Origin of the sequence: Exiguobacterium sp. JMULE1 (genome assembly GCF_013337175.1) — a bacterium.
Taxonomy (GTDB): domain Bacteria; phylum Bacillota; class Bacilli; order Exiguobacteriales; family Exiguobacteriaceae; genus Exiguobacterium_A; species Exiguobacterium_A indicum.
The window spans coordinates 1,925,097-1,946,037 of sequence record NZ_SGWC01000002.1 but is presented as its reverse complement, the minus strand read 5'-3'; the positions used below and the strand labels follow the sequence as shown (position 1 = coordinate 1,946,037).

At 47.6% G+C, this 20,941-nt stretch carries 18 protein-coding genes and 1 pseudogene; all 19 read left to right on the top strand.

Features of this window, described 5'->3' with window-relative positions:
* Positions 1 to 85: 85 nt before the first annotated feature.
* The 19 genes and pseudogenes from EXW93_RS10520 to EXW93_RS10430 all read left to right on the top strand — a co-directional run bounded on the left by EXW93_RS10520 (position 86) and on the right by EXW93_RS10430 (position 20,905).
* Entirely contained in the window at positions 86 to 2,131 is a 2,046-nt protein-coding gene (locus EXW93_RS10520) for a penicillin-binding protein (RefSeq protein WP_235147584.1), read from the top strand.
* A gap of 108 nt (positions 2,132 to 2,239) precedes the next feature.
* A complete protein-coding gene (locus tag EXW93_RS10515) occupies positions 2,240 to 3,559 on the top strand; it encodes a UDP-N-acetylmuramoyl-tripeptide--D-alanyl-D-alanine ligase (RefSeq protein ID WP_254606202.1) in 1,320 nt (439 codons plus the stop codon).
* A 22-nt stretch (positions 3,560 to 3,581) separates the two neighbouring features.
* Positions 3,582 to 4,544 carry a phospho-N-acetylmuramoyl-pentapeptide-transferase gene (mraY, locus tag EXW93_RS10510; RefSeq protein WP_174316440.1) on the top strand — a complete coding sequence of 321 codons (963 nt, stop codon included), beginning with the start codon at positions 3,582 to 3,584 and terminating at the stop codon, positions 4,542 to 4,544.
* Between the two features lie 33 nt (positions 4,545 to 4,577).
* Entirely contained in the window at positions 4,578 to 5,924 is a 1,347-nt protein-coding gene (murD, locus tag EXW93_RS10505) for a UDP-N-acetylmuramoyl-L-alanine--D-glutamate ligase (RefSeq protein ID WP_041255152.1), read from the top strand.
* On the top strand, positions 5,921 to 7,015 hold the full coding sequence (murG, locus tag EXW93_RS10500; protein WP_035396718.1) for an undecaprenyldiphospho-muramoylpentapeptide beta-N-acetylglucosaminyltransferase: 1,095 nt from the start codon (positions 5,921 to 5,923) through the stop codon (positions 7,013 to 7,015). The genes murD and murG overlap by 4 nt, the downstream gene beginning before the upstream one ends.
* A 61-nt stretch (positions 7,016 to 7,076) precedes the next feature.
* Entirely contained in the window at positions 7,077 to 7,856 is a 780-nt protein-coding gene (locus tag EXW93_RS10495; RefSeq protein WP_023468802.1) for a cell division protein FtsQ/DivIB, read from the top strand.
* Between the two features lie 229 nt (positions 7,857 to 8,085).
* Entirely contained in the window at positions 8,086 to 9,390 is a 1,305-nt protein-coding gene (gene ftsA, locus EXW93_RS10490) for a cell division protein FtsA (RefSeq protein WP_023468801.1), read from the top strand.
* A 47-nt stretch (positions 9,391 to 9,437) separates the two neighbouring features.
* A complete protein-coding gene (gene ftsZ / locus EXW93_RS10485) occupies positions 9,438 to 10,592 on the top strand; it encodes a cell division protein FtsZ (RefSeq protein WP_023468800.1) in 1,155 nt (384 codons plus the stop codon).
* An 84-nt stretch (positions 10,593 to 10,676) separates the two neighbouring features.
* Positions 10,677 to 11,453, top strand: a complete 777-nt coding sequence (gene pgeF, locus EXW93_RS10480) for a peptidoglycan editing factor PgeF (RefSeq protein WP_023468799.1) — start codon at positions 10,677 to 10,679, stop codon at positions 11,451 to 11,453.
* Positions 11,440 to 12,111, top strand: coding sequence for a YggS family pyridoxal phosphate-dependent enzyme (locus tag EXW93_RS10475; RefSeq protein WP_023468798.1), 672 nt, complete (start codon positions 11,440 to 11,442; stop codon positions 12,109 to 12,111). Before pgeF ends, EXW93_RS10475 begins: the two co-directional genes overlap by 14 nt.
* Positions 12,112 to 12,304: 193 nt before the next feature.
* Positions 12,305 to 12,631, top strand: coding sequence for a cell division protein SepF (locus EXW93_RS10470; RefSeq protein WP_231496839.1), 327 nt, complete (start codon positions 12,305 to 12,307; stop codon positions 12,629 to 12,631).
* Between the two features lie 2 nt (positions 12,632 to 12,633).
* Positions 12,634 to 12,909 (top strand): YggT family protein, encoded by a 276-nt coding sequence (locus EXW93_RS10465; RefSeq protein WP_023468796.1) that lies wholly within the window; start codon positions 12,634 to 12,636, stop codon positions 12,907 to 12,909.
* On the top strand, positions 12,906 to 13,676 hold the full coding sequence (locus EXW93_RS10460; RefSeq protein WP_023468795.1) for a YlmH family RNA-binding protein: 771 nt from the start codon (positions 12,906 to 12,908) through the stop codon (positions 13,674 to 13,676). Before EXW93_RS10465 ends, EXW93_RS10460 begins: the two co-directional genes overlap by 4 nt.
* 25 nt (positions 13,677 to 13,701) lie before the next feature.
* A complete protein-coding gene (locus EXW93_RS10455; protein WP_023468794.1) occupies positions 13,702 to 14,223 on the top strand; it encodes a DivIVA domain-containing protein in 522 nt (173 codons plus the stop codon).
* Positions 14,224 to 14,522: 299 nt separating this feature from the next.
* Positions 14,523 to 17,292: pseudogene (gene ileS, locus EXW93_RS10450) on the top strand (isoleucine--tRNA ligase).
* Positions 17,293 to 17,364: 72 nt separating this feature from the next.
* Complete coding sequence (gene lspA, locus EXW93_RS10445) at positions 17,365 to 17,841, top strand: signal peptidase II (RefSeq protein ID WP_023468792.1); 477 nt, start codon at positions 17,365 to 17,367, stop codon at positions 17,839 to 17,841.
* Positions 17,838 to 18,761, top strand: coding sequence for an RluA family pseudouridine synthase (locus EXW93_RS10440; RefSeq protein WP_035396726.1), 924 nt, complete (start codon positions 17,838 to 17,840; stop codon positions 18,759 to 18,761). The genes lspA and EXW93_RS10440 overlap by 4 nt, the downstream gene beginning before the upstream one ends.
* A gap of 248 nt (positions 18,762 to 19,009) precedes the next feature.
* The gene (pyrR, locus tag EXW93_RS10435; RefSeq protein ID WP_035396895.1) at positions 19,010 to 19,540 is read left to right on the top strand and encodes a bifunctional pyr operon transcriptional regulator/uracil phosphoribosyltransferase PyrR; all 531 of its coding nucleotides are present in this window, start codon (positions 19,010 to 19,012) and stop codon (positions 19,538 to 19,540) included.
* A 51-nt stretch (positions 19,541 to 19,591) separates the two neighbouring features.
* Positions 19,592 to 20,905: a uracil-xanthine permease family protein gene (locus EXW93_RS10430; protein ID WP_174316439.1), complete on the top strand. Its 1,314-nt coding sequence runs from the start codon at positions 19,592 to 19,594 to the stop codon at positions 20,903 to 20,905.
* The last annotated feature ends 36 nt before the right edge of the window (positions 20,906 to 20,941 follow it).

Below are 20,941 nucleotides of genomic sequence, written 5' to 3'. Positions count from 1 at the left end.
ACTGAAAAAATCCCGTTGGAGAGTAGCCTTTATCATGGTGATATTTGCTACTCTCTTTTTTGTGTTCATTGGTCGATTTTTATACTTGGCGACAACAAAACAATTCCATGGGGAAGACATGATCGCCTATGCTGAGAAAAAGCGATGGGAGTCTCAGGAGACGCTCGGGGCAGAACGCGGTGAAATTTTCGACCGACTCGGTTCACCGATCGCGATCAATGTTCCATCCTATCATTTGATTGGTATTTACCGACTAGGTGGCGTCAAAGATCCGGACGAGACGATCGTCGATTTTAAAAAGACGGCTGAAGGTCTTGCACCGATTCTTGGGATGACGACGAAGGAACTGGAGACCTATTTGATTGAGAACAAAGATCGTTCGCAAATCGAATTCGGAAAAAAAGGAAATGATTTGACGCTCGATCAAAAAGAGAAGATCGATAAGTTGAAACTTCCTGGAATCCGGATGATTGAAGAGCCGAAACGATATTACCCGAATGGTATCTTCTTGTCCGATACACTTGGATTCGTCCAAAAGATCACCGAGGAGAATGGTCGTGTCGCGTTACAGGGACAAATGGGGATCGAAAAACAGTATGACGATGCCTTAAGCGAATCTTACGGGGCACGTGTCTTCGAGAAAGATCGGAGCGGTAATCCGTTGATCCAAGGCTCGTCGCGTGTCTCGAATGAACCGAAGGACGGGTCAAACCTGTACTTGACGATCGATCACCGCATTCAACAGTCGCTAGAGAAACAAATGCAAAAAATGTACAACACGTACAAACCGAAAAATGCGACAGGGATCGTCATGGATGCGAAAACCGGTGAAATCCTTGCCATGGCGGATCGTCCATCGTTCAACCCGAACTTACGTGACATGAAAGATTTCACGAATTTCGCCGTCTCGTCACGGTTCGAACCCGGTTCGACGATGAAAATCTTTACGCTCGCAGCGGCGATTGATGCGGGAGTGTTCCGTCCGAATGAGATGTATAAATCGGGTAGTTATAACTACAAAGGAACGGTCATCAAGGATTATAACGATGTCGGTTGGGGAACTATTCCGATGATTGAAGGAGTCTATCACTCCTCGAACGTCATGTTCTCGAAGTTGACAGCAGAAAAACTTGGGATTGAGCGTTATAAAGAATACTTTAAGAAGTTTCATTTTGACCAACGAACGGGTATAGACATCTCGGGAGAAGTAAACAGTCAATCTGACTTGTCGAAACCGTTGAATGCGCTCATTACGTCATGGGGACAATCGACTGCGGTCACACCAATGCAACTGCTTCAAGGGGCAACGGCAATTGCTGGTGACGGCGAGATGGTCAAACCGCATATCATCCAAAAAGCGGATCATACGGATAAAGCACCGTACCGGGCGAAAACAGAGGTCGTCGGTAAGCCGATTTCGGCAGAGGCGGCAAAAGCGACGCGGGATGCACTTGACGGTGTCGTCAATAGTAAAATCGGAACCGGGCAAATGTATAAGTTGAAAGACTACCGTGTCATCGGGAAGACCGGTACAGCTCAAATTTCTGAGAATGGGAAATACATTCAAGGACAATTCATTCACTCGTTCATCGGTATGGCGCCAAAAGATGATCCGGAATTGATCATGTACATCGCAGTCGATCGTCCTTCGAAAAGTGAATCGTCTGTTTCAGGACCACTCATCATGAGTCCGGTGTTCAAGAGTGTCATGAACACAGCATTGCAATACCGGAGCATTCAACCGGAAACGCAAAAGGACTCGGTGGATGTCAAAGCGAAAATTACGCCAAGCTACATCAAGAAGAGTGCCCGACAAGCGACGGATTTAGCAAAAGAACAAGAGGCTGTTCCAATCATCCTAGGCGATGGTGCTGAAGTCGTTTCGCAGATTCCGTCTCGTGGTCAAGAATTCGTCAGCGGAGAGCGTGTCTTGCTGAAGACAGCAAATACGTTCAAAATGCCGGATTTGACGGGGTGGTCGCAGCGAGACGTCAAAAAACTCGTCAGCTTGTATGACTTGAAGCTTGATGTCATTGGTAAAGGTTTTGTAACCAAACAATCAGCTCGAACTGGTACACTAGTGAGGGAAAATGGAAAGTTAACGGTCGAACTAGCTGAACCTAAAGAATAACGGTGGGGCAAATTTCCTGATTTCTACAGGAAGACGAGGACGAACAGGAGTCATTCGTTGACTTTTGCATTCGTCCTCTTTTGCTGTCATCAAATGGAGGTATATATCATGTTAACAATTACGCAACTCGCTGAATGGTTGCATCTCGATGTGAAAGATGATCGTATCGTTCGTCATTTTGCAACGGATTCACGCGCACAACTTGAAGACGGTCTCTATGTTCCGATTCAAGGAGCACGCGTTGATGGTCATCGATTCCTTGAAGGTGCAAAAAACCAAGGAGCGATCGTCACCTTATGGAAGAAAGGCATTGATCGACCAGACATCGATATCGTCTTTTTAGAAGTCGATGAACCATTGGTTGCCCTGCAACACATCGCAAAACGATACTTACTGCAGATTGCGCCAAAAATCGTCGCCATCACTGGATCAAATGGGAAGACATCGACGAAGGACATGGTCGAGAGCGTACTCAAGACGACGTTTAAGACACATAAGACACAAGGAAACTTCAATTCGGATATCGGAATGCCGTTAACGATTCTCATGATGCCAGCTGATACAGAAGTCGCTGTGCTTGAGATGGGAATGAACGGGTTTGGCGATATTGAATTCCTATCGAATCTAGCTGAGCCAGATATCGCACTCGTCACGAACATCGGCGAATCGCATGCGGAGCAAGTCGGTGGACGCAGTGGCATCGCCAAAGCGAAGCTTGAGATTCAATCCGGACTCAAACCCGGTGGTCATTTATTCGTTGATGGTGACGAACCACTTCTCGCAGAAGTCGAAGCGGAGAAGATCGGCTATCAAATCGGAAATACGTACCGGATCGAAACGAAGGAAGCAACGTTCTTTGGAACGGCCTTTACTTACGATGGCACCGCTTTTCACCTACCAGTGCTAGGGAAACACCAAGTCCGAAATGCAGCATACGCGATTGCGACAGCACGTGCACTTGGCGTGACGGACGCCCGGATTCAAGAAGGGTTCGATGCGGTTGAATTGACACCGATGCGGATGGAACGATTACTCTTTGAAGAGACTGCGGTCATCAATGATGCGTATAACGCGAGTCCGACATCAATGAATGCAGCGATTGAGACGGTCACTGCGCTGGAAGGGTATACGACACGCGTTCTCGTCCTCGGCGATATGTATGAATTAGGGGACCAAGAACGCTTATTACATGCCTCGGTCGGAAAGCGGATTGCGTTACCTGTCTCGCATGCTATCCTAGTAGGGGAGAAAGGCGCGTGGATTGCTGAAGGAATCAGCGACCCGTCTGTTCAAATCCAATTCGCGACAACCGTCGAGGATGCTGCAAAACGATTGCGCCCATTGCTCGGAGAACGAACAATCGTCTTATTGAAAGCGTCACGTGGGATGGCGCTTGAACAGATATTAACCTATCTGAACGAAAACTAATTTTTGAAAAAGGGTGTCTGCTATGATCACATTATTCATCAGTCTTATTCTTGCATTTCTTGTTGTATTACTCGTCATGCCAAAAGCGATTCCGTTTCTACACCAATTGAAGTTCGGTCAGGAAATTCGGGAAGAAGGACCGCAATGGCATCAGGTCAAATCCGGAACACCGACGATGGGTGGAATCGTCATTCTTGTCGCGATGATCGTCAGCGTTCTCGGTGCAGTCGTCATGGGCGATCTATCGACGACACAATTATCGTTACTGTTTTTAACACTTGCGTATGGCGTTATCGGCTTCATTGATGATTACATCAAAGTCGTCAAGAAACGTAACCTTGGTCTGAATTCAAAACAAAAATTACTTGGACAAATCGTCGTCGGATTGTTATTTGTCTGGTTGAGTGGTGGATTTACAAGTGACGCGACGTATCTATCGATTCCATTTACCGATTTTGAGCTTGATTTCGGTATCGTCTATCCGTTTGTTGCCTTGTTCTGGTTAGTTGGTTTCTCAAATGCAGTCAACTTGACGGATGGATTGGACGGTCTCGTATCATTTACAGCGATTCCAACATTCTTGTTCTTCGGATTATACAGTTGGTTTATCGCAGATGAAGTAGGCGCTGCTTGTTTTGCTTTCTCAGCGGTCGGTGCCTTGATCGGATTCCTATTATTCAATGCGCACCCAGCGAAGATCTTCATGGGAGATACAGGGTCACTTGCACTTGGAGCTGCATTAGCAGGTATATCGATTGTCTTAAAACTGGAATTACTACTCGTCTTAATCGGTATCGTTTTCGTTGTCGAGACATTATCAGTCATTCTACAAGTCATCTCCTTTAAGACGACAGGAAAACGAATTTTCAAAATGAGCCCAATTCACCACCACTTCGAAATGGTCGGTTGGAGCGAATGGCGGATCGTCGGTACATTCGCAGGAATCAGCTGTTTGATGGCATTCATCGCCTATCTATTCGTGTAATAAAAAAGAAGAGAGAAAGTGAGCGATTCAACAATGGAACAACGACAATGGAATGATCAAAAAGTGCTCGTTCTCGGAACGGCGAAAAGTGGAATCGCAGCAGCTCGGTATTTAGCGAGTGTTGGTGCAGAAGTAACGGTCAATGACGGGAAAACGCCGTCCGAGAGTGATCAAGCGACGCTTGCATCACTCGATGTTAAGACGGTCTACGGTGAGCACCCGCTCACACTACTCGATGATATCGATTTGATCGTCAAGAATCCAGGAATTCCGTATCACATCGATCTGCTACAAGAAGCCTTACGACGCGACATTCCGGTTTGGACAGAAGTAGAACTAGCGTATCAAGCAACCGATGCGACGTGGATTGCCATCACAGGATCGAACGGGAAAACGACGACGACGACGCTGGTCCATGAGTTGTTGAAAACCGGTACGCGGCGTGTACATTTGGCAGGAAACATTGGATTCCCGGCAATTGAAATCGCATGTCAGGCGAAACAGGACGATATCATCGTCATTGAATTATCAAGTTTTCAATTGATGGGGATCGAGCAGTTCCGACCATATACGGCAGCATTTTTGAATTTATCACCAGCACATCTGGATTATCATGGTGATTTTGAATCGTATGGCGAAGCGAAAGCCCGGATCTTTAAGAACATGAAAGAAACGGATCGTCTTGTCTTGAATGCCGATGATGCGTCCGTCAATGCACTCGGAAAGACAGCTGAAGTAACGCCACTCTTGTTCTCTCGTCGTCAATCGGCGTATGCAGAAATCATGAACGAGACGTTGACAATCAATGGGACGAGTATCTTACCTGTTAGTGAACTAGCTCTCGGTGGTGGGCATAATGTCGAGAACGTTCTCGCAGCCTTAACACTCGTCGAACCGTTTAACTTAGCATTATCTGACGTTCAACATGTTCTACGGACGTTTGGTGGTGTAGAGCACCGGACACAGTTCGTCGGTGAAATTGCTGGCCGAAAAGTTTACAACGACTCAAAAGCAACGAATAATGTGGCAACAGAAGCGGCGTTGTCTGGATTTACGGCACCCATCATCTGGTTATGTGGCGGACTCGAGCGTGGAGCGGATTTGACACCGTTACTCGATTCAATGAAGCATGTCAAACATGTCATCGGACTGGGGGAGACGGGTCATCGATTCGGAACGCTTGCGTCAGAAAATGGCTATGCGTCGACCGTCGTTGAGGCGATGGATGAAGCCGTGAAAGTAGCGTTTGAAGTGTCACGACCCGGCGACATCATTCTTCTGTCACCAGCATCTGCAAGTTGGGATCAATACAAGACATATGAAGAGCGCGGCGATCATTTCGTTCGTGCCGTACATGAAGTAGGAGGAACAACAGTATGAAAATCGTCGTCTCTGGAGGCGGTACAGGCGGTCACATCTATCCGGCACTCGCTATGATCCGGGAGCTCGAACAACGCATGCCGTGTGAGGTCCTCTATATCGGAACAGAAAATGGTCTCGAGGCGGATATCGTCCGTCGTGCGGGAATTCCATTTGAATCGATTGAGATTTCTGGCATCCGTCGTTCCTTGTCATTCGAAAACGTCAAGACTGGTATCCGGTTCGTCAAGAGCGTCCGGCGTGTTCGTCGACTACTGCGTCAGTTCCAACCGGATATCGTCGTCGGTACAGGTGGGTTCGTTTGTGGACCGGTATTGTATACGGCTGCAAAAATGGGTTTCAAGACACTCGTTCATGAACAAAACAGTCTACCTGGTATCACGAATAAATTTTTAGCTCGGTATGTGGATCGTGTTGCACTCTCTTTTAAAGGGTCTGGACATCACTTCGGTAAGAATGAAGCGAAGACGGTTTTAATCGGAAATCCGCGTGCTTCTGAAGTGGCAGAGCTCAACATCAATCCGCTTGAAGAGCGACAACGTTTCGGTTTTGAGGAAGGACGTCCTCTCGTCGTCATCTATGGCGGTAGTCGTGGCGCACCTGCAATCAACGAAGCAGTCGTCGATATGATGCCAAAGGTCGAGCAAGCAGGCTGGTCGCTCCTCTTCGTTACTGGTCAAATTCATTACGATACGATTATGTCACGCGTTGGTTCCTTACCAGAACGCATTCAACTTCGCCCATTCGTATATGATTTACCGAACATCTTAAAAGCAAGTCAACTCGTCATTTCACGTTCGGGAGCAAGCACATTGGCAGAACTGACGACACTCGGCTTACCGAGTGTGCTCATCCCGAGTCCTTACGTGACGGAAAATCACCAAGAGGTCAATGCCTCATCACTCGTCGAGACAGGTGCGAGTCTATTGATTCGTGAACAAGAGCTAACGGGTGATCGGTTGTTTGAGGCATGCGAAAAAGCGTTAGCACAACAACAAATGATGTCTGAAGCGGCGCTTGCGCTCGGTATGCCGAACGCTTCACGGGACTTAGTTGATGAATTGTTACGACTGACAGGACAAAAAAACTAAACTATTGCAGGAAAAGACCGATAGGGAAATGAATTGTTACGTTATAGAGGGGGAATGAGACGTGAGGGAACGGAGAGCGGTTGGACGACCACAAGAGGACGAGAACGTCCGCAGCCTCGAGGATAAGATACCTTATATCCGTGAACAACGTCGCAAAAAAGCCAACCGGAGGCTCATCTATGTCCTGATTCTGATTGGTCTATTGGTCGGTGTCGTTTTTTATCTACAGTCGAGTTATTCTCGGGTCGCTCGATTTGATATTGATGGTAATCTTAATGTCAAAACATCAGATATCTTGAAGGCATCAGGAGTTAAGGTGAATGAGACACACGCCTTTAATCTATCAGAGGAAGACATTCTTGAACGAATCGAGAGGGTTCCAGGCATTCAGGAAGCAACGATGCAAAAACAGTTTTTGCATCAATATCGCGTGACGGTGACGGAAGAGAAAGAGATCGCTTACGCAAAGGATAAACCAGGAGACCGGATCGTACTGGCGGACGGAACGATCATTCCCGGAAAGTCGAAGGAAGAATTGTTCGATGCACCAATTCTGACTGGATTTACGGATCAATCATTAAATCGGTTGACGAAGGAACTCGTTAAGATCGAGCCGAAAGTACGTAGTCGGATCTCTGAAATCGTCGCAAACGATAAGACGGACAAGGGTGGTCTGAAATTATTCATGACGGATGGGAATACGGTGTTACTCAGTACATCATCCTTTTCAAATTCCTTGAATGAATACGTAAAGGTCATTTCTGCCTTACCAAAAGGAAAGACGGGAACGATTACAATTGATGGCGGTATCTATTTCAAGCCATATAAAGGAAAAAAATAGAAGATTCGTAAAGGGCTGACGAATAAAAAAACAAACGTGTGTTTTCATTCGTCGACCTTTGTTCGAATCGTCATCAAATCGTAATCTATTCGAACGCTAAGACGGGCAATAACTTCTTTTCGTAAGTATTTATATAGTGTAGACTTAAACGAGAAGAAGCCTGACTCATTCCTAGAATATAATTAGGAATAAAAAGGATTAGTATTATGAAAGTGGAGGTGTCACTCCCATGGAAACGAAAGGTACGATTGCCGCGCTCGACATTGGGACATCGGAGGTGAAACTCATCGTCGGTGAACTACTTGGTGGAACGCTGAACGTTCTTGCTGAAGGTTCTGCACCATCCGCGGGTGTTAAACGAGGTGTCATCGTTGACATCGATCAAACGGTACAAGCCATTAAACAAGCGGTTACGGAAGTGGAACGTACACTTGGTGAACCAATTGGTGAAGTATATGTCGCTATTTCCGGTGAACACATTCAAGTGAAGGATTGCCAAGGGATGACATCGATCAAAGGTGAGGACAATGAAATCACGGATGATGACGTGAAAGACGTTCTGCATTCTGCGATGGTCATGCGAATTCCGAACGAACTCAGTGTCGTCGATGTCTTGCCGAAGACCTTTACGGTCGATCAGCAAACAGAAATCACTGATCCGAGAGGAATGATCGGTTATCGTCTCGAAGTAACAGGGAAGCTCATCATCGGAGCGAAGACGATCCTACATAGCATTAAACGTTCCATTGAACGGGCTGGTTTAGAGCTTGCTGGATATGTGCTGGAGAGTTTAGCGGTATCTAGAATCGCAGCATCGATTGATGAACTCGAACTCGGTGTCGGAATCATCGATATCGGTCATGAGACGACGACACTTTCCATCTACGAAAAGAATGATCTCGTCTACTCGACGACGTTGCCATACGGTGGTGATCATCTGACACGTGATTTGACGTACAAGATGAATTGTAAATATCAAGACGCGAAACTTGCTAAAGAAGAATATGGTGTTGCGCTTGAAGCACTCGGGGATCCGGAAGAGAAAGTTTCCTACGTCACGATCAACGGCGAACATCGTTTCGAACCACAATCAGAGATTGGATTCGTTTTAGAAGCACGACTTGAGGAAATCTTCGAGATGATTCAAAAACGAATGACGCAAGCAGGATACGCTCACATGAATAGTGGCTTAATCTTATGTGGGGGAAGTTCTTCATTACCGGGAATCGATCAGCTCGGAAAACGAATCTTCAAGCAGAGCGTCAATGTCTATCAACCTGCTAGTCTTGGTATTCGTCATCCGAAGTATGCCGTCGCAGCCGGTATGTTACGTTATGTGCTCTCAAGAAGCGCCGTATCGAAATCAGGTTTCGACCGGGCGGAAGAGAAGGAAGCCGTAGCGCACGGACATGAACAGGATGCACTGCTCATGAACGAACAGACGTCACCTACGCGAAACGAACGGCCAACACGTGAACAGCCTCCGAAAGAGAAAAAGTCATTCAGTAGTTTCTTTGAGAAATTCTTTGGTTAATGCCTACAAAAAATCCAATGAGTAAAAAATATTAGGGGGCCCTTTTTATGTTGCATTTTGATGAAATGATGGACCAAGTAGCAAAAATCAAGGTCATCGGTGTAGGTGGTGGCGGTTCGAACGCCGTCAACCGAATGATTGAACACGGTGTCCAAGGCGTAGAATTCATCGCAGTAAACACGGACGCGCAGGCATTGAACATGTCACAAGCTGACGTAAAACTACAACTCGGTGCTAAATTGACACGTGGTCTCGGTGCGGGTGCCAATCCGGAAATCGGTAAAAAAGCGGCGGAAGAGAGCCGTGAGCAATTAACAGAAATCCTTTCAGGCGCTGACATGGTCTTCGTCACAGCTGGGATGGGTGGCGGAACTGGTACAGGAGCTGCTCCTGTCATCGCGGAGATTTCAAAAGAAATCGGTGCATTGACAGTCGGCGTCGTCACAAAACCATTTATGTTCGAAGGACGTAAACGGATGCAACATGCCGTCTCAGGTGTCCAGAACTTCAAAGAAAAAGTCGATACGTTGATCGTCATTCCGAACGATAAGTTACTTGAAATCGTTGATCGGAACACACCAATGCTTGAAGCGTTCAAAGAAGCAGATAACGTCTTGCGTCAAGGTGTACAAGGTATCACTGACTTGATCGCCGTACCTGGTCTGATCAACCTCGACTTCGCCGATGTGAAGACGATCATGACGGAAAAAGGTTCTGCTTTAATGGGTGTCGGTGTCGCGACAGGCGAACACCGCGCGACGGAAGCAGCGAAAAAAGCGATTTCGAGTCCGTTGCTTGAGACCTCGATCGAAGGCGCGAAAGGTGTTCTGATGAACATCACAGGTAGTGCGAACCTTAGCTTGTACGAAGTGACGGAAGCCGCACAAATCGTTCAGAGTGCAGCTGATGAGGAAGTCAACTTGATCTTTGGTTCTGTCATCAACGATAACCTAGAAGATGAAATCATCGTTACAGTCATCGCGACGGAATTCGAAAACGAACCACTCGATTTCGAAATTCCATCCGCTCAAGAAATGATGAAGAATTTATTGAAGAAAAAACAAGCGACTCCACCACCAACAGAGGAGTCAAAACCACAAGTCGAAGAGACACCTGTCAGCTCGAATCCCGAACCGGCTAAAGAGCCAGATGTCGAAGAAACGATGGACATCCCATCTTTCCTTCGCCGGAATAATCGTTGATCGATGTTCCAGTGACACGACTGCTAAACGATGAGGTGTCGCGAAAGCGGCGCCTCTTTTTTTAAAATCAAAGGAGGCATGAACATGTTTGGACAATGGATCAAATGGGATACACCGACAGGTACCGTACGTGCCGCCTTTACGACGAAGTTCGCTGCCCCTCATGAAAACGGAAATTTAGGGTTACATGTCAACGATGATCGCGACGGTGTCATCCAGAATCGACAAGTCATCGCACGTCAGCTTGATCTCTCGCTCGAGAACTCGATTTGGGCACAGCAAGTTCACGGAAATCACGTCGAACAGGTGACGACACTTGACTCCGGGCGCGGTGCTTTGGATTACGAAACAGCGATTCCGGGTACAGATGGATTGGTGACGACCGATTCGAATGTCTTATTGATGATGCTCTTCGCTGACTGTGTGCCGCTTGTCTTCTGTGATCCGACGACAGGAATCATCGCGAATACGCATGCCGGCTGGCGCGGAACCGTTGGCAATATCGTCGAGGAAACAGTCAAGCAAATGGAACGTGCGGGTGCGAGTCGTTCATCGATTCAAATGGTCATTGGTCCATCGATTCGTGATTGTTGTTACGAAGTCGATCAACCGGTCATCGATGCAATCGATGCGCTTGAACTCGATGAGTCTCCTTACATACGCAAGGAAGATGGAAAAGCGATGTTATCGCTACAAAAAACGAATGCTGCGCTAGCTGAGCGTTGTGGAGTCGGTGATGTCCTTGACTCAGGTCTATGTACACACTGTCAGGCGGAAGATTACTTCTCTTATCGCCACGGTGACCACGGTGGGCGCTTTGCAAGTTTGATCGTAAAGGAGTCATTGGATGTCAATTCTTGATAATGTACAAGAAGTTACAAAACGAATGGAACAAGCGAGTGAAAAGAGTTCTTCTGAAAAGCAGGTACAGTTGATTGGTGTGACGAAATCAGTCTCAAGTCAAGTTGCTTCTGAATTATTAGCAGCTGGCGTGACCCATCTCGGAGAAAATCGTCCGGACGGATTGCTTGAAAAACAGGCAGAGCTCGGACGAACTGCTTGTACGTGGCACTTCATTGGTACACTACAAACGCGTAAAGTTCGTCAAATCATCGATGCCATTGACGTGTTGCATTCCCTTGACCGTCTTCATTTGGCGGAAGAGATCAATAAACGAACAGACCGAATCATTGATTGTTTCATCCAAGTCAACGTTTCTGGGGAAGAATCGAAGCAAGGCATCGCGCCTGAGGATGTACCATCGTTCTTACACGAAATCGGTCAATATCCCGCGATTCGTGTCATCGGACTGATGACGATGGCACCGTTGACGGAAGATACGGCGCGTATCCGTGAGGTATTCCGGTCATTAAAAACATTGCAAGAAGAGGTCAAGGCGAAAAAATTGTCGTATGCTCCATGTACGGAGTTATCTATGGGAATGTCATCGGATTTTGAAATCGCCATCGAAGAAGGGGCGACGTTCGTCCGAATCGGGACGACGCTCGTTCACACCTAAACGAGAAGAAGGGAGAATGGATATGGGTTTTAAATCAAAAATGCAAAATCTATTTCTCGGCAACAGCGACGATTTAGATGAACTTGAATATGAAAATGATGCTACAATAAATAAAGGTAGAGGTGCTTCACAACAAGAGTATGAAGAGTATTACGAGGAATCTACCCCAAGTGTTACTCAAAAGGAGGACAGCGTGAGACAATCGAATATCGTGCCGCTTCATGCGACGAAAAAAACGAAATCGCAAGTCATCTTGAGTGAACCACGTGTCTTCAACGAAGCCCAGGAAATCGGGGAACATCTTCGTCAGAACCGTGCTGTCATCGTCAATATGCAGCGTATGTCAAAAGATCAATCACGACAGATGATTAATTTCTTATCTGGTGTCGTCTTCGCTCTCGATGGAACGATTACGACGATCAGTCAGAATACCCTCCTCTGTGTTCCGAACAACGTCGAGTTAGCTGGTAGCATCTCGAATCTTCTTGGAGAAGATGATATTAATCATAAGGGGTGGTAAGTATGGATTCTCAAGTGATGTACGCAATTGGTCGTACATTGAGTACGTTGTTACAGTATTACAGTTACGTCATGATCGTTTATATCCTGCTTTCGTGGTTCCCGAATGCCCGTGATTCTAAATTCGGACAAGTGCTCGCGATGTTGGTCGAGCCATTCCTAGCGCCCTTCCGTCGTATCATCCCGCCTATCGGGGGCATGCTGGATATCTCGCCGATTGTAGCCTTCCTCGTCTTGAACTTGGCTCAATCGGGTATCCGAGCAATCTTTTTAGTATGAGCGTATATGATCATTATCGTGGAAGCGAGCGGGAATTCGTCGACTCAGTCTTGAACTGGATCGATCATGTGGAAGCGACCTATACGTTCAAATTAACGGATTTCCTAGATCCACGTGAACAACAAATCACACAAGAACTCGTCGGTTCGAAATGCGCCCTCTTTTTTGAGGGCGGTTTCGAAGGCGCTGAACGTAAACGGGCAATCCTCGCACCAGATTATTATGAATACAACGCGGATGACTTTGACATTTCCATCTATCGCATTCATTATCCTACTAAATTCGTTGAACTTTCTCATCGTCAAGTCACCGGTACATTATTGAACGTCGGATTGAAACGAGCCAAATTCGGCGACGTCATCATTCAGGATCAAGTACAGTTTGCCGTCGCGGACGAAGTCGCGACCTATATCGAAGCAAACGTCGAACGAGCAGGGAAGACGAAGATTCGTCTTTCGCGCGTAGACGCAGAAGATCGCTTGAAAGTGAAGGATCAAGAGTGGGAAGAGACACTTGGGTTTGTCAGCTCACTTCGGTTCGATACGGTCGTGAGTGAAATTCTAGGCTTCTCACGTCAAAAAGCACAGGCGCTCATTAAACAGGGTGAGAGTAAAGTGAATTATAAAGTAGTGGATGATTCGAGCTTCATGCTAGAAGAAGGCGACTTACTTTCCTTGCGTGGAACAGGACGCGTCAAGTTGATTGCAATCCTCGGATCAACGAAACGTGATCGAATCAAACTACAATACGGTATTTTAAAAGGATAAGATAAATGCGGAGGAGGAATTCATCATGCCATTAACGCCACTCGATATTCATAATAAGGAGTTCACACGAAAGTTTCGCGGCTATGACGAAGATGAAGTGAACGAATTCCTAGATCAAGTCATCAAGGATTTTGAATTGTTGTTACGTGAGAACCGTCAACAACAAGAAGTCATCCAAAACATGCAAGCGCGTGTCGACTACTTCAGTTCGATGGAAGAAACGTTGAATAAATCGATCATCGTTGCACAGGAAGCGGCTGAAGAAGTCAAAGCCAATGCTTCAAAAGAAGCGAGCTTGATCCTAAAGCAAGCAGAACGTGAAGCAGAGCAGTTGCAAGATGCGGCGCAACGCCGGGCACAACGGACAGACTTCGAAGTCGAGCAAATGCGCAAAAAAATCGAACTCTATCGTAATCGATTCAAAGTATTGATCGATGCGCAGATGGAATTATTGACGAGCCATGACTGGGATGCGTTTGATTTCTCTTCTCGTGGAGCGCTTGACGATGTTCCAGCAGTTGCGTATAATGACGACGATGTCGTATAAATAAAATCAATGACAAGGACACGTCGTATCTTGGACGGTTGACAGCGAATCGGGGGAATGGTGGAAGCCCGAGCAACGAAAAAGATGGGGTATCCCCTTGGAGTGCATGACTGAACGTTCGCTGAACAGTAAGTCATGCCGGCTCACTCCCGTTATCGAGTTCTTAAGCGGTCCTGCGTCGTCAAACTGGCGAGCGGGATTAGTAGGGTGGTACCGCGAGTTCAGCCAAGCTCGTCCCTATCTCAGGGATGAGCTTGGCTTTTTTTGTACTTTTAAAGCGAAAGGTGAGAGATGGTCAGATGGATTACAAAGAAACCTTATTGATGATGAAAACGGAGTTTTTAATGCGAGGCAACTTGCCAAAACGTGAACCAGATATGCAAGCACGATGGGAAGAGATGAATCTCTACGCTGCGGTCCAGGAAAAGAACGCTGGAAAGCCGACGTTCATCCTCCACGATGGTCCTCCGTATGCGAATGGTGACATCCACATGGGTCACGGATTAAACAAAGTCTTAAAAGACATCATCGTCCGCTACAAATCGATGAACGGCTTCCAGTCTCCGTACGTGCCTGGTTGGGACACACACGGATTACCGATTGAAACAGCACTTCAAAAAGCCGGTGTTGATCGTAAATCGATGACGGTCGCAGAATTCCGTGAATTATGTGCGAAATATGCGCTCGAACAAGTCGATCACCAACGCGAACAATTCAAACGCCTCGGCGTTCTCGGTGACTATGACAACCCATACATCACCCTGCAACCAGAATTTGAAGCAGCTCAAATTCGTTTATTCGGGGATATGGCGAACAAAGGCTATATCTACAAAGGGAAGAAACCGGTCTATTGGTCACCGTCTTCTGAATCGGCATTAGCTGAAGCAGAAATCGAATATCAAGATAAACGGTCAGCTGCCATCTATGTCGCGTTCCAAGTCATGGACGGAAAAAACATCTTAGAGCCGACGGATCATTTCGTCATCTGGACGACGACACCATGGACGATTCCAGCGAACCTCGGAATCTCTGTCAGTGCGGAATTAACGTATGCGCGGATCGAGTATCAAGGAAAAGGCTATATCGTAGCGGAAACACTTGTTCCTGAAGTCATCGAAGCACTCGGATGGGAAGATGCAACAGTCGGACGTGTCTTTAATGGTGCGGATTTCGAATACATGAAAGCAAAACATCCACTGTACGACCGTGAATCACTCGTCATGCTTGGCGATCACGTTACAGCGGAAGCGACAGGTGTCGTTCATACGGCTCCAGGTCACGGGGAAGATGACTTCCGCATCGGTCAAGCGTACGGTCTTGACGTCCTTTGCCCAGTCGACGATAAAGGGATCATGACAGCAGAAGCACCTGGATTCGAAGGCATGTTCTATGAAGATGCGAATAAAGAAATCGGTCTTGCCCTCGAAGAAGCCGGTGCACTCTTGAAACTATCGTTCATCAAACACTCGTATCCACATGACTGGCGGACGAAAAAACCGGTCATTTTCCGGGCAACACCACAGTGGTTCGCTTCAATCAAAGACTTCCGTGCGGAAATCCTTGATGAGATCAAAGGCGTCCAGTGGGTACCAGAGTGGGGGGAAACACGTCTCCACAACATGTTCAAAGACCGCGGCGACTGGGTCATCTCACGTCAACGTGCTTGGGGCGTTCCACTTCCAATCTTCTACGCTGAAGATGGAACGGAAATCGTCACACCAGAAACGATTGATCATATCGCGAATCTATTTGCAGCTCACGGATCAAATGTCTGGTATGAGCGCGAAGCAGTCGACTTGCTTCCTGAAGGATTCACACATCCAGCAAGCCCGAACGGTATCTTCAAAAAGACATCCAGCAAGCCCGAACGGTATCTTCAAAAAAGAAACGGACATCATGGATGTCTGGTTCGATTCTGGTTCATCACATGCCGGTGTCCTTGCGACACGTCCTGAATTGACACGTCCAGCGGATCTCTATCTTGAAGGATCTGACCAATATCGTGGTTGGTTCAACTCGTCGCTATCGACAGCCGTCGCAACGACAGGAAAAGCACCATACAAAGCGGTCGTCAGTCACGGATTCGTTCTGGATGGTCAAGGTCGCAAGATGTCGAAATCGATCGGTAACACGATTGCACCGATTCAAGTCATGCAACAATTTGGAGCAGAGATCCTTCGCTTGTGGGTCGCATCAGTCGATTATCAAGCTGATGTCCGGGCATCGATGGATAACTTCAAACAAGTCTCAGAATCATATCGTAAAATCCGGAACACGGTTCGTTTCCTCCTCGGAAACTTGGATCAATTCGATCCTGCGACGCACCGCGTCGCATTTGAAGACTTACCAGAGTCAGATCGTTTCATGCGTACGAAACTGGACCAACTTGTTGGAAAAGTAAAAGCGGCTTATGATGCGTACGACTTCATGTCGGTCTATCAATTGCTCCATAACTTCTGTGTCCTTGATTTGTCGTCGTTCTACCTCGATTACACGAAAGATATCCTGTATATCGAAAAAGCAGACGCGACATCGCGTCGTGCGGTTCAGACGGTCATGTATGATACAGTCGTTGCCTTGTTGCAATTGATGGCACCTGTCTTGCCACACACAGCAGACGAAGCATGGGAATTCGTACCAGCTGTTGAAACGAAGAGTATCTTCCTGACAGACCTTCCGAAAACGGTCGAAGTCTCAGAAGAAGGACTTGCCCTCATCGAGAAATGGAACGCGTTCCTGACATTCCGCGATGATGTCTTAAAAGCACTCGAGGAAGCGCGCGTTGAGAAACTCGTCGGTAAGACACTCGAAGCGAAACTCTTGCTTGCACCGAAGGAAGAGACGAAAGCCTTGCTCGGAACAATCGATCATCTTGAGCAGTTACTCCAAGTCTCACAACTCGAATTCGTTGAAACGGCGGATAAGATGTATGAGACGACCGGCATCACGGTTCAAAAAGCTGACGGTGAAAAATGTGAACGTTGTTGGACATATTCGACGGAACTCGGACAAGATCCGGCTCATCCGACGCTTTGCCCACGTTGTACTGAAGTCGTCAATTCTTTATAATGATACAAAGGGAGGGGCGACTGCGACTTCGCAGGACGCCCCTCATTATTTTTGGATGCGGAGGACAATAGGATGTGGCTTTACTTAGGGATTGCTGCTTTACTCGTTGGAATCGACCAGTTGACGAAATGGATTGTCGTTCAAAACATGACGATCGGTCAAGCCATCACGGTCATTCCGGATTTCTTTTATCTCAACTCGTATCGGAATCGAGGCGCTGCGTGGGGAATGCTCGAAGGTAAATTCGGCTTTTTCTTCATCGTTACGGTCGTCGTCGTCATTGGATTGATTTACTTCCTCTACAAGGAAGGCACGAAAAATAAGGTATTTGCTTGGAGCATCGCGTTATTACTCAGTGGTGCGATCGGAAATTTCATTGATCGAATGGCACGAGGAGAAGTCGTTGATTTCTTCCACTTCTTCCCGTTCGGCTATAATTTTCCAATATTTAATGTCGCAGACGTCTGTTTGACGTTTGGTGTCATCACGATGCTAATTAGCGTCATGTTCGAAGAACGGTTGACTAAGAAAGGAACGATGGATAAATGAATGAAGTAGAAACATGGTCCGTGCAAGCGGATGGAGCGACAGGGCGCATTGATAAATGGCTCGCAGAACAAAACGATTGGTCGCGTTCGCAAGTACAGGAATGGTTGAAAGCGGGGCGCGTCGAAGTCGACGGTCGTGTCGTCAAACCGAACTATAAATTATCGGGAACGGAATCGATTGAGGTCCATATCCCGGAAGCAGTGGAACTCGAAATCTTGCCGGAAGACATCCCACTTGATGTCGTCTATGAAGATTCGGACGTCATCGTCGTCAACAAACCAAAAGGGATGGTCGTCCACCCGGCGGCAGGGCATGTCTCAGGAACGCTCGTCAACGCCTTATTACACCACTGTCAAGATCTCTCAGGCATCAATGGCGTCAAACGTCCAGGAATCGTTCACCGAATCGATAAGGATACGTCAGGTCTGTTGATGGTCGCTAAGAACGACTTAGCGCATGAATCACTGGCACATCAATTGAAAGAGAAGACGACGGAGCGTCTTTATATCGCGCTCGTACACGGTGAAATCCCGCACGAACTCGGAACGATTGAAGCGCCAATCGGACGCGATAAGAACGACCGTCAACGGATGACGGTAACGGATAAGAATTCAAAGTCTGCCGTGACCCATTTCCGTGTTCTTGATCGGTACGAGGGCTTTACGGTCGTTGAATGTAAACTTGAAACAGGACGGACGCACCAAATCCGTGTCCATATGCGTTATATCGGTTTCCCTCTTGCTGGTGACCCGAAATATGGTCCACGCAAGACGATGAAAATGAACGGTCAAGCCTTGCATGCTGCGGTTCTCGGTTTCGAACACCCACGCACAGGTGAGTGGATGCGGTTTGAAGCACCGCTCCCAGAAGAGATGACATTTGAAATCGGTCAATTGAAAAAACTTGAATTAGAGTCTTGACGTTTTTCTAATAAAACGGTAGAGTATCACCTAGAGAGCGATGCGAGACATCCTCTACTGACACTTCGGTCGTCCGAGTGACGATCCTACCTAACTAGTATCACCTTTAATCGAGTCCGGAGAGGCTGCGAAAGGGAGAACCTACCACGATTGTGTGTAGGCATGCATACATGACGTATGCCATGATTCTGTCTTCGATGACCTTCTGCGGATTTCCGCAGAAGGTCTTTTGTATGAAAGGAGAAACCATGAAACCAGCCGTCATCTTAGATGAAGCCGCGATCGGACGTGCACTGACACGGATCGCCCATGAAATCATCGAACGTAACAAAGGAATTCATGATTTGATGATTGTCGGAATCAAGACGCGAGGCGAGACACTCGCTCGTCGACTTGCGAAGCGCATCGAACAAATCGAAGGAAAACCGGTCTTACTCGGTGTCGTCGACATCTCAATGTACCGGGATGACTTGTCGAAACGAAGTTTAGAACCAGAAATCAAAGGTTCTGATCTACCGGAAGATATCACCGGGAAAATCGTCGTCCTCGTTGACGACGTGCTCTACACAGGTCGCACCGTTCGCGCCGCGATGGACGCGCTCGTCGATCACGGAAGACCGAGTATGATTCAACTCGCTGTACTCGTCGACCGCGGACATCGGGAGTTACCGATTCGACCAGATTTCATCGGTAAGAACGTCCCGACATCCCGTGAGGAACAAGTCGTCGTTGCGCTCGCCGAAGTCGATGAAGCCGATCAAGTATTCATTAAACGCTAAAATTCAAAACCTTTAAGGTGGTCCAGAGAGACCAGAAAGGGAGTCATCCATATGGCAAAACATGCCGCAGTACTTGATGTACAAGAAGTACCTACTCACCCTCTAAACTGGCTGATGCTCAGCCTACAACACGTCTTCGCGATGTTTGGTGCGACCGTGCTCGTCCCGCTCTTAACGGGACTCAACACATCGGTCGCGCTCGTCGCAAGCGGAGTCGGCACACTGATTTTCCTCGCCGTTACCCGCTTCAAAGTACCCACATATCTTGGTTCGAGTTTTGCCTACATTGCCCCGATCATTGCCGTCAGTGAACGGTGGGGTGTCGAGGATGCCTTAATCGGCGGAATGGTCGCTGGACTCGTCTACGGACTTGTCTCACTTCTCATCCGCTACACAGGAGCTGCTTGGTTGCTTCGCTTACTCCCACCGGTCGTCATCGGACCGGTCATCATGGTCATCGGTCTATCGCTCGCCCCGACCGCTGTCAACATGGCGATGAACGGAGCGGACGGTAAGTACAACGGACTGTACTTCCTCGTTGCGATGGCCACACTCGGCGTCACACTCCTTGCGATGACGTACTTAAAAGGAATGTGGAGTACGATTCCGATCCTGTTCGGGATCACGGTTGGTTATCTCGTTGCGGCATCGGTCGGAATCATTGATTTCACACCACTCCAACAAGCAACGTTCTTCCACGTGCCGGACTTCACGATTCCGTTCTTGAATTACACACCATCGTGGAATACAGCCGCGTTGCTTCTGATCGTTCCCGTGACGCTCGTCACACTGACGGAGCACATTGGCGAACAAAAAGTGACATCACGGATTATCGGGCGCGAGACGCTCCTCGATCCAGGGATGCACCGGACCGTACTGGGTGACGGGATCGCGAAGACAGTCGCTTCGATGCTTGGCGGACCACCGGTTACGACGTATGGTGAGAACAACGGTGTCATGTCGATCACTCGTGTCTACAGTGTCTACGTCCTCGGTGGTGCGGCGGTTCTTGCGATCAGCTTCGGATTCCTCGGATATGTCGAAGGATTCATCAAGACGATTCCGACACCGGTCATGGGTGGAATCAGTATTCTCTTATTCGGAGTCATCGCGTCGAATGGTCTTCGGACGCTGACGGAAAGTAAGATCGACCTTGCCGATAAACGGAACTTGACGATCACAGCTGTCATTCTCGTCACAGGCATCGGAGGCGCGGCGCTTAAAATCGGCAACTTCTCTCTCGAAGGAATGGCACTAGCGACGCTTCTTGGGATCATCCTGAATCTAGTTCTTCCAAAAACGACAGAGCAGGTCGAAGAAACAACGGAAACCTCTACAACTCAATCGGTAGCTAACAACTTTTAAGACGTTCCGAGAGAACGATAAAGTGAGGGCCATGAA